Annotated in this window: 3 protein-coding genes; all 3 read left to right on the top strand. The window is 47.9% G+C overall.

Features of this window, described 5'->3' with window-relative positions; genetic code table 11:
• The coding region (locus tag IQQ51_RS27320; protein WP_228012964.1) for a phosphopantetheine-binding protein at nucleotides 1-3,896 on the top strand (3,896 nt) is incomplete at its 5' end.
• Nucleotides 3,896-5,953 (top strand): PfaB family protein, encoded by a 2,058-nt coding sequence (locus IQQ51_RS17815; RefSeq protein ID WP_193841695.1) that lies wholly within the window; start codon nucleotides 3,896-3,898, stop codon nucleotides 5,951-5,953. The genes IQQ51_RS27320 and IQQ51_RS17815, both read left to right, overlap by 1 nt.
• Nucleotides 5,950-11,901, top strand: coding sequence for a beta-ketoacyl synthase N-terminal-like domain-containing protein (locus tag IQQ51_RS17810; RefSeq protein WP_193841694.1), 5,952 nt, complete (start codon nucleotides 5,950-5,952; stop codon nucleotides 11,899-11,901). The genes IQQ51_RS17815 and IQQ51_RS17810 overlap by 4 nt, the downstream gene beginning before the upstream one ends.
• Nucleotides 11,902-11,923 lie beyond the last annotated feature (22 nt).

Below are 11,923 nucleotides of genomic sequence, written 5' to 3'. Positions count from 1 at the left end.
TCGTTACTTACATGAACAGCAAGATGCCAGCATCAGCGCCTGTTGCAGCACAGCCAAGCGCAGCCGCTCCTGTTCAAGCCGCTAACGGTCTTGATGCGAAAGTCGTTCAACAAACCATGCTAGAAGTGGTTGCTGAGAAGACAGGTTACCCGACGGAAATGCTTGATCTAGAAATGGATATGGAAGCAGACCTTGGTATCGATTCAATCAAGCGTGTTGAGATTCTTGGTACGGTTCAAGATGAACTGCCTACTCTTCCAGAGCTAAACCCTGAAGACTTAGCTGAATGTCGCACTCTTGGCGAAATCGTTGCCTACATGAACAGCAAGCTTCCAGCTTCAGCTCCAGTGTTTGCACAAGCACCAGTAGTTACTCCGGCAACAGCTAGCAATGGTCTAGATGCGGCTGTCGTTCAAAAAACCATGTTAGAAGTGGTAGCAGAAAAGACGGGCTACCCGACTGAAATGCTAGATCTAGCAATGGATATGGAAGCTGACCTTGGTATCGATTCAATCAAGCGTGTTGAAATTCTAGGTACGGTACAAGACGAATTACCGACTCTTCCAGAGCTCAACCCTGAAGACTTAGCTGAATGTCGCACTCTCGGCGAAATTGTTGACTACATGAACAGCAAGCTTCCGGCTTCGGCTCCAGTAGCGGCTCAAGTATCTGCACCAGCGCAAGCAATTTCAAACGGTTTAAACGCAGAACAAGTTCAAGGCACAATGCTGAGCGTAGTAGCGGATAAAACTGGCTACCCAACAGAAATGCTCGACCTAGCCATGGACATGGAAGCAGACCTTGGCATCGATTCAATCAAACGTGTTGAGATCCTTGGTACGGTTCAAGACCAGCTACCAACATTGCCAGAGCTAAATCCTGAAGATCTCGCTGAGTGTCGTACTCTTGGCGAAATCGTTGACTACATGAACAGCAAGCTAGGCGCTAATGAGGCTCCTAACGCAGCACCTGTTTCAGATGCAGTTGCAGAAAGCACGAGCAACGACCTAAACCCTGCTCATGTTCAATCCACAATGATGGAAGTGGTTGCCGACAAAACAGGTTACCCAGCAGAAATGCTCGACCTAGCAATGGACATGGAAGCTGACCTTGGTATCGACTCAATCAAACGCGTTGAAATTCTAGGTACGGTTCAAGACCAGCTACCAACGCTACCAGAGCTAAACCCTGAAGACTTAGCTGAGTGTCGTACGCTTGGTGAAATCGTTACCTACATGCAAAGCAAGCTATCCGCAGCAGCACCCGTAGCGACTCCTAAAACTGAATCGGTAACACCTATCGCAGAAACAGCGACAGCGGAACTTCCTCCACACAATGAGGTGGCGCTAAAAAAGCTACCAGCGGCAGATAAACTCGTCGATTGTTTCTCAAAAGACGCTTGTGTCGTGATCACAGATGATGGTCACAACGCCGGTGTTCTAGCAGAAAAGTTGACCGCTAACGGCATTCAAATTGCTGTAGTGCGTAGTGCTCTTTCTGCCGCGTCACCTTTAAACAGTGAAATCGCAAGCTACACACTCAACAGTATCGATGATGCGGGTGTGACAGCTGTGATTAACGACATCGAAGCAGACCTTAAAACATCGAACAAAGTAATTGCAGGCTTCATTCACCTACAAGCTATCGTTGATGCAAAACAAAGCAACGAGCAAGCGGTTAACTTGAATGCAGACTCAAGAGCTTCGCTAACCACAGCGTTCTTATTTGCGAAGCACTTAAATGGCCAACTGAATGCCGTTTCTGGTCGTAGCGTGTTCTTCACACTAAGCCGTATCGATGGTGGCTTTGGTTACCTAGATACTAAGCAATTAGCGAATGCAGAACTTAACCAAGCAGCGCTGTCTGGTCTAACTAAGACACTGAGCCATGAATGGTCAAACGTGTTCTGCCGTGCATTGGATGCTGACGCTTCTATTGATGCTCGTCACCTATCTGAGGCTATTACAGGCGAACTGTTCGATATCGATACCAACACGGTTGAAATCGGCCTTAGCCATGCGGAAAACGGTGATTCTGGTCGTGCAACATTGATTGCTGCAACACCAGGTACTGCACAAACCAAAAACACAGGTGCTCAACTCACCAAGAGCGACAAAGTTCTGGTGACGGGTGGCGCTAAAGGCGTGACGTTTGAATGTGCACTAACGCTTGCTAAGCAATGTAAGTCTCACTTCATTCTTGCAGGTCGTAGTAAGCATATTACTTCAGCTGAGCTACCTCAGTGGGCACAAGGCAAGCAAGAGAAAGAGCTAAAACCTGCTGCAATTGCGCACCTACAAGCTACGGGCGATAAGCCAACGCCGAAAAAAGTTGATGCCTTGCTAAAACCGGTATTGAGCAGCCTTGAAATCAACGCAGCACTTACCGCTTTCAACGAGATTGGCGCGAGCGCTGAATACCTAAGCTTAGATGTTTCGAACCATGAGTCAGTTGCGAAAACGCTGGCGAATTTCGACGGCATCACGGGTCTTATCCACGGTGCAGGTGTACTGGCTGACAAACACATTCAAGACAAAACACTTGATGAACTGAACATGGTTTACGGCACGAAAGTGGGTGGACTAGAAGCGGTTCTTGGTGGTCTTGATAGCAGTAAGCTAAAACTGATTGCGATGTTCTCTTCGGCGGCGGGCTTCTACGGAAACACAGGCCAAAGTGATTACTCAATGTCTAACGAAATCCTAAACAAAGCGGCTCTGCAACTGTCTGCTCGCAACCCTCAAGCGAAAGTGATGAGCTTCAACTGGGGACCGTGGGACGGTGGCATGGTCAACGCAGCACTGAAACGTATGTTCACCGAGCGCGGCGTGTACGTTATTCCTCTTCAAGCAGGTGCAGAACTATTTAGTTCTCAACTGCTGAACGAAACTGGCATTCAACTGCTGGTTGGTACTAGCATGCAAGGTTCTGACAACAAGGAAGCTGCTGTAAAAAAGCTTAATGCGGAGTCTGTGCACCTTGCAGAGAGTCCGCTGAATAAAAGCATTACTGTGACACGTCATCTTGATCCTAAGGCATTGCCTTTCATTCAAGATCACTGCATTGCCGGTAACCCAGTGTTACCGACAGTGTGTGCCATCCAATGGATGCGTGAAGTCGCTGAGCAACTGTTAGGGGTGAACGTTAGCGTTCACAACTACAAACTGCTGAAAGGTGTGATTTTTGATACTGATGCAGTGCAAGAGCTGAAACTGGTTCTTTCCTCTGATGCTAAATCAAAAGGTCAGCTAAAAGCAGTGATCAGTTGCCAAGGGCGACCACAGTATCAAGCTCAGTTGCAAGTTGCCTCTGTGCAAGTGTCTGAAGATGTTCAACAAGCGTCGACAAAGCGCTTTGAAGCCAACACTTCAGCACCTGTAACAACGGCACAAGCTTTATACAGCGACGGCACTCTGTTTCATGGACCAAGACTGCAAGGTATTACCTCAGTTGAACGTTTTGACGACTTAGGCTTATTGGCTCAATGCCAGTTGCCTCAGATTGAAAACAGCGACTGCGGATCATTTATTCCTAAGCAAGGTTTTGGTGATAGCCAGCCATTTGCTGAAGATTATCTGTTGCAAGCCATGCTGGTATGGGCTCGATTGAAGTACGGCGCGGCAAGCCTACCGTCTGCAATCGGTGAGTTTATTTGCTACGCACCGATGCACAATGGTGACCAAGGTTGGCTAGAGCTGAGCGTAATAAAAAGCACGGCTCGTTCACTGCAAGCTGATATCTCGCTTTACCACCAAGATGGTCGTTTAAGCGCAGTAATGAAAGGTGCCAAAGTCACTATCAGCAAGAGCTTAAATGACGCATTTTTACCGAAATCTAACTCAGCAGTGTCGAAGAAAGAGGCGACTAAGAACCCAGAAAAGGAGCAATTGTCATAGTGACTGTTCCTACTAATAAAGCGATGCCATTGCGCATCGCTCTTTTAGCTCAGCCAGCAAACGCGGCTGAGCTTTCTGCCGACTTATTCCCCTCGTTCCCTGAAATGGTTTCTGTTGTAGTTGATGGCAATTTTAATCAAGCACTTACTCAAGCAATTGAGGTAGTCAATCAAGGTAATGTCGTTAAGCTTGGTTTGGATTCTCACTCACCATCATTGTTGATGTTGAGTGCACTGACCGCTGCTCAGAATAAGATTCATCCACACGCTTATCTAGCGAGTTTTGTAGATGCAGCTACCGAAGATAGCGTTCAGCTTTCTCTGGATATTGCACGCCGCCCCGCTACAGATTTAAGCCATCAACAGCAACACTCAGCACTCTCTGCTTCACAGCAGTTTGATGAATTGTTGAATATGGTTAATGCGATATCGAGCCGTTCATTACCGAGCCATTCATTACCTAACCATTCATTACCGAGCCATTATTGGTTCACTGAGCCGAACAAAGCTCGTGTTGCTTCATTGACCTTCAATGACGATAGCCAACAATCCACCAGCCTGATATTGACTCAAGCGACCGGTTTACACGAACCAAAGCCATTGCTATCCAGCGAGCGTTTGATGTTTGTGGTTTCTGGCTGCGAGCAAACTGAATTGGTTTCTCAGTTGGCCTCACTAAGAGCTGAGCTTAAATGCGTTAGTGATTCGGCAGACAGCGAACTTGTCGCCAGCTTGATGCATTCAAACCTAAGTCATTTCCAAAGCGCTCAGCACAATGCTGGCCTTAGCGCGAACATCGTGATTCAAGCAGCTTCAATTGATGCTGCATTGCAAGAAATCACAGCGGTAGAAAATGCGTTGCCAAAAGTAATGGCTGACAATAGCCACTACAAAACTCCAGCGGGCAGTTGTTTCTCACCGATGCCTCAAAGCAAAGGTGGTGTTGCATTTGTTTACCCTGGTGTTGGCACGGTTTATCCCGGCATGTTGCGCGAATTTCACCACCATTTCCCACAGTTATTTGCCCGTTTAGAGCGCGAAGGTAACTTGAAAGAGATGCTGCAGGCTGAAAAAACCTACGCTGAAGACTCGCAAGAAATGTCACTCAGTGAATTGGCCATTGCAGGTGTGGGCAGTAGTTATCTGTTAACACAACTGCTGTGTGATGAATTCAAAGTACAGCCAGATTTCGCTTTGGGTTACTCCAAGGGTGAAGCTTCCATGTGGGCTAGCTTAAATGTTTGGAAAAACCCACATGCGCTGATTGAGATGACTCAAACCAGTCCTATCTTCACCACGGCTATTTCTGGTGAACTGACAGCGGTACGTCAAGATTGGCAGCTAAACAGCGACGAAAGCATCCAATGGAATAGCTTTGTGGTTCGCAGTGATGCACAAGCGATTGAGGCTCTGTTACCAGAATTCCCACGCGCTTATCTCGCTATCATCCAAGGCGACACTTGCGTGCTAGCAGGTTGTGAAAGCACATGTCGTGCACTACTCAAAAAACTAGGTAAACGTGGCATTGCCGCGAATCGTGTTACCGCAATGCACACCACACCAGCATTGAGCCAACATAGCCAAGTGCGAGAGTTTTACACGCAACCACTGTTCGACGATTTGCCAAAGCATATTCGCTTTATCAGCGCAGCAGGTCTACCGACGGGCGCACCAATCAATATAGACAGCGACAGCATCGCCCTTTCAATTGCTGATACTTTCTGTTCAACGCTGGATTTCACCGCGTTGATCCAAAGTGCGCGTCAACAAGGTGCGCGTCTGTTTGTAGAAGTAGGTGCCGATCGTCAAACCAGCACATTGATCGACAAGATCAATCGTAGCGACGACGTAGCAGACCAATACTGCACAATCGCTTCCAATGCCAAAGGCGGTGACGATGTTGTCACGCTCATCAAGTGCATTGGTCAGCTCATTACTCATCAAATTCCATTGTCTGTCGAGCCACTTATTCAAGGCCTAGAACAACAGATCACCACGAAGCAATTAAGTGGTGTGTCTCAAGGCAGCGCAGTGAATCATCAAGGAGAGCTAGTATGAGTTCTCAATCGAACCAGTATCAGGCTCAAACTCAAACTAAGAATAAGCAGCAAGTGAAGTGCAATAAGATCGCGATTGTCGGTATTGCGAACCAATACCCAGAAGCGGATACGCCAAAAGACTTTTGGCAAAACTTGCTGAATAAAAAAGATTCTCGAACCACATTAAGCGCTGAAAAATTAGGGGCTAAACCTGGAAGCTATCAGGGCGTGCAAGGTGAATCAGACCGCTTTTACTGTGATAAAGGCGGCTACATCGAAAACTTCAATTTCGACAGCAATGGCTACCGCTTAACAGCAGAATCGTTCAACGGTGTTGACCAGAGTTTCCTGTGGGCTTTGGATACCAGTCGTAAGGCGTTAGTTGACGCAGGCATTAGTTTAAATGCCGATGTTTTAGAGCGTACAGGCGTGATCATGGGTGCCCTTTCGTTCCCAACCACACGCTCGAACGACCTGTTTCTGCCGATGTATCACTCGGTCGTCGAAAAGGCACTACAAGCTAAATTGGCTAATGACCAGTTTTCACTGCTACCAACCAATGAAACCGCGCAAGATCTCAACCCTATCAATGGTGCTGCAGCACACAACGCCTCTAAGTTAGTGGCTGATGCGCTAGGTTTAGGCAACGTGCAACTTAGCCTAGATGCGGCATGTGCGAGCTCAGTGTATTCATTGAAGTTAGCGTGTGATTACTTGAACACGGGCAAGGCCGACATGATGTTGGCAGGCGCGGTATCCGGTGCTGACCCATTCTTTATCAACATGGGTTTTTCCATCTTCCACGCTTACCCTGACCACGGTGTTTCGGTTCCGTTTGATAGCAACAGTAAAGGTCTATTTGCTGGCGAAGGTGCGGGGGTTTTAGTCCTAAAACGCTTAGCTGATGCAGAGCGTGATGGCGATAACATTTACGCAGTCGTCAGCGGTATTGGCTTGTCGAACGATGGCCGTGGCCAGTTCGTATTAAGCCCAAATAGCAAAGGACAAGTACAAGCCTTTGAACGCGCTTACGAGGCTTCAAACCTATCACCAGACAGCATTGAAGTGATTGAGTGTCACGCAACCGGCACACCATTAGGTGACAAGGTTGAGTTAACCTCAATGGAGCGTTTCTTTGCTGACAAATTGAATGGTTCTAACCCGCCATTGATTGGCTCTGCGAAGTCAAACCTCGGCCACTTACTGACTGCTGCGGGTATGCCGGGGATTATGAAAATGATCTTTGCGATGAAAGAAGGCGTGCTTCCTCCAAGTATTAATTTGGACAAGCCACTATCGTCGCCTGAAGGTTTATTTGGCCCACAGACTCTGCCAACGCAGGTTCAACCTTGGCCAAGTAAAGCGGGTAACTCAGAGCGCTGCGCGGGTGTTTCTGTATTTGGTTTCGGTGGTTGTAACGCTCACTTACTGCTTGAAGCGTATTCAGACACCAGTCATGTAACCCAGACTTTAGAGTCGGCATATCCAAGCCTACAACCGTCTAATTTAAGCATTACTGGCCTAGCGTCTCACTTCGGTTCTCTGCAAAGTATCAACGCGCTGAGCACTGCAATTGAAACCAACAACGATGCTTTCATTGCTTTGCCTAAGAAACGCTGGAAAGGCTTAGACCAACATCCAGAACTACTGAATCAGTTTGGTTTACACGGCATTCCAAACGGAGCGTACATCGATCAATTCGATCTCGATTTCCTACGCTTTAAAGTGCCGCCGAATGAAGATGACCGTTTGATCTCTCAGCAGTTGTTACTGATGAAAGTTGCAGACGAAGCCATCAAAGATGCCAAGCTTGTAGCAGGCCAAAAAGTTGCAGTACTCGTTGCGATGGAAACAGAGCTTGAGATGCACCAATTCCGTGGACGCGTAAACCTGCATAGCCAATTGGCTGACAGCTTTGCCAACATGGGTATCGAACTAACTCAAGACGAATACCAAGCGCTAGAAACCATCGCGATGGACAGTGTGATGGACGCAGCCAAGCTGAACCAATACACCAGTTTCATCGGCAACATCATGGCTTCGCGTATCTCTTCATTGTGGGACTTTAACGGCCCTGCCTTTACGATTTCAGCCGCTGAACAATCAGTTGCTCGTTGTATCGATGTCGCGCAAAACCTAATGTCGCAAGAATCCATGGACGCAGTCGTGATTGCAGCCGTTGACCTTAGTGGCAGTGCGGAACATGTGATTCTGAAGAACAGCATGAGCCCAGTGTCACTTGCTCCAAAATTCGGACAACCGCAAGACGGCAGTTGGAATGTGGGCGAAGGCGCAGGTGCGATTGTTCTTGTTGAAGAGAGTCGAGTAGCGAGCAACCAAGAGACAGCTTACGGCAGTATCAACGCCTTAGCCTTTGGTTCAAGCGAGCGTAACAACGCCGTTGCTGATGAGTTACTGACTCAAGTCGGTATGAGCTCGAACGATGTTTCTCTGCTTGAGCTTAACCATGCACCAGAGTCTTCGTCATATCAGTCTTCGTCTCTAAGTTTAGCGAGCACAAAGACGACTCAAGCGAGTCAACGTGTGGGTCACTGCTCTGCAGCTTCTGGGATGGCAAGCCTGTTACACGGTCTGCTCAACCTGAACCATGAGCCACTGAATCCAAATGTCAGCTCTAAAAACGCGATTGTTGCCAACATCAGCGAAGGCCAATGTTCACAGCTGTTACTAACTCAATCGAGTGTTGAATCTCAATCACTTTCCGTTCGTTTAAGCAGTGAACTGGCGAGCGATGCTAAACGTCAATTGGTTAAGCAAGTGACTCTTGGTGGTCGCGATATCTATCAACATATTGCCCAAACCCCAGTGACTAACTTAGCAACGATTCAACAGAAAGCTTCTGGTAAACAAGCAGCAAGAGTGGCGTCGGTTCCAACGACCGCAAACATTCAAGCTGCCCTTGTGCAAAAAGAGTTAGAGAAGAAAGCATTAGCGCAGAACGCGGTAGAGCCAGTCATCGAAACTCCTACATCAGTATCCCCTACTCTGGCGCCAACTCGCCACAGTCAGCTAACAGGTAACCACAGCAATATGACTCATGTCCTATCCGCTAAAAATGGCGCGTCTCAAATCGACGCTAATACGGATGCAGCATCACAGCCGTCTGTAACACCACACGACCAAGCTTTTACTCAGAACCAGCAAGCAGCACAGCAAATACACAAAGCATTCCTGCACACTCGTGCCCAGGGTATGCAAATGGCTGATGCACTATTGAAAGCACAGTTAAACGCAATTACGTCTGGTTTAGATAGCTCAGCCGCTTCTCAACAAACGAATGGTCAACAAACGGCAGCTCAGCCTATTCAAGCTCAACAGGCTCCGATTCAGGAAGCACCAGTCAACGTACTTGCAACTCCTGCACCCGTGAAACCTATCCGTAAACCATGTATCTGGGATTACGATGATCTGGTTGAGTACGCGGAAGGCGACATCGCCAACGTATTTGGCCCTGACTACGCGATCATCGATAGCTACTCGCGCCGCGTTCGCCTACCAACCACAGACTACCTATTGGTATCTCGTGTAACCAAGCTCAACGCGACAGTGAACGAGTACAAGCCAAGCACCATGACCACCGAATACGACATCCCAGTTGATGCGCCGTATCTTGTCGATGGTCAGATCCCTTGGGCTGTAGCGGTAGAATCTGGTCAGTGTGACCTAATGCTGATCAGCTACCTAGGTATTGATTTTGAAAACAAAGGCGAGCGTGTTTATCGCCTGCTTGATTGTACACTGACCTTCCTTGGCGACTTGCCTCGTGGTGGCGACACACTGCGTTACGACATCTCAATCAACAGCTTTGCTCGCAATGGCGACACGCTACTGTTCTTCTTCTCGTACGAGTGTTTCGTTGGCGACAAGATGATCCTGAAAATGGATAACGGTTGTGCAGGCTTCTTCACTGACGAAGAGCTGGCTGACGGCAAAGGTGTGATTCACACTGAAGATGAAATCAAGGCTCGTAAGCTGGCAACTAAGCAACGCTTCGCCCCTATGTTGCACTGCCCTAAAACCCAGTTTAACCACCAAGAACTGCGCCACCTACTGACTGCAAACATTGCAGAGTGTTTTGGTCCAACTCACCAATCTGATCGCCACCAGCCTTCTCTATGCTTCAGCTCAGAGAAGTTCATGATGATCGAAAAGGTCAGCCGTGTTGAACCGCAAGGCGGCACATGGGGACTTGGGCTGATTGAAGGTCACAAGCAGCTAGAACCTGAGCACTGGTACTTCCCTTGTCACTTCAAAGATGATTCAGTAATGGCTGGCTCTTTGATGGCAGAAGGTTGTGGTCAACTGCTTCAATTCTTCATGATGCACCTTGGCATGCATACGCTTGTTCAAAATGGTCGTTTCCAACCGCTTGAAAATGCGCCTCAACAAGTACGCTGTCGTGGTCAAGTTCTCCCACAATCGGCAGAGCTGACTTACCGCATGGAAGTGACCAAGATTGGTCTAAGCCCTCGCCCATACGCGAAAGCTAACATCGATATTTTACTGAACGGCAAAGTGATTGTTGATTTCCAAAACTTGGGTGTGATGATCAAAGAAGACGACGAATGTACTCGTTACCTACCTTCTTTAGAAACAGCTGTCGCGACCCCTGTTATCGAAAACTTGGGCCATACACCAGCAGTGAACCAACAAGCTTCAGCAAATGCGCCACTTATGGCTCAAATTGAAGACCTAGAAACTGCGCCAAACAAAGGTGTGATTCCACTTCAACACGTTGAAGCTCCGGTGACTCCAGATTACCCGAACCGAACACCCGATACGGTTCCGTTCACGCCTTATCACATGTTCGAATTCGCAACGGGCGATATCGAGAAATGTTTCGGCCCTGATTTCTCTATCTACCGTGGAATGATCCCACCACGTACTCCATGTGGCGACTTACAGCTAACCACTCGTGTTGTTGAGATCGACGGTAAGCGTGGCGACTTCAAGAAGCCTTCATCGTGTATCGCAGAATACGAAGTGCCAGAAAATGCATGGTACTTTGATGAAAACAGCCACCACACATTGATGCCTTATTCGGTATTGATGGAGATTTCACTGCAGCCAAACGGCTTCATCTCTGGCTACATGGGTACAACACTGGGCTTCCCGGGTGAAGAATTGTTTTTCCGTAATCTAGATGGCAGCGGTAAAATGTTACGTAACGTCGACTTGCGTGGCAAAACGATTACCAACGATTCTCGTCTACTTTCAACGGTCATGATGGGCACCAACATCGTACAGAGCTTCAGCTTCGAACTGAGCACTGACGACGTGCCTTTCTACCAAGGTACAGCGGTATTTGGTTACTTCAAAGGTGCTGCACTGAAAGACCAACTAGGTTTGGACAACGGTAAGGTGACTCATCCTTGGCACGTTGATAACAACCGCACGCCGGATGTAAACATCAACCTGCTAGACAAAACAACTCGTTACTTCAATGCACCCGTTTCAGCTGCAGGTGAAGTTCAAGAGCACTACAAATTGGCTGGCGGTCGTTTGAACTTTATCGATACCGTGCAGATCACTAGCGACGGTGGTAAAGACGGCCTTGGCTACCTATATGCAGAACGTACGATTGACCCAAGCGATTGGTTCTTCCAATTCCACTTCCATCAAGACCCAGTAATGCCAGGTTCTCTAGGTGTCGAAGCGATCATCGAGCTGATGCAAACCTATGCGCTAAACAAAGATCTTGGCGCTGGCTTCCGCAATCCGAAGTTCGGTCAAATCCAATCTGAAGTGAAATGGAAATACCGTGGTCAGATTAACCCTCTGAACAAACAGATGTCACTGGATGTACACATCACTGCAATCAAAGACGAAGACGGCAAACGCATCATCGTTGGCGACGCAAACCTGAGCAAAGATGGTCTGCGTATTTACGAAGTGAAAGACATCGCGATTTGTATCGAAGAAGCCCCTGCTAGCGATAAAGCATAAGCCGCCATTAGTGACAGAGACA

This window comes from Vibrio sp. OPT18, from assembly GCF_015163615.1.
In the GTDB taxonomy this organism is placed as follows: Bacteria; Pseudomonadota; Gammaproteobacteria; order Enterobacterales; family Vibrionaceae; genus Vibrio; species Vibrio coralliirubri.
The sequence above is the reverse complement of the archived record's forward strand: the minus strand, read 5'-3'. Positions and strand labels throughout refer to the sequence as shown.

Coding starts and splice junctions, on each gene's coding strand:
- IQQ51_RS17810 (WP_193841694.1), top strand. CDS start 5,950: ATGAGTTCTCAATCGAACCAGTATCAGGCTCAAACTCAAACTAAGAAT.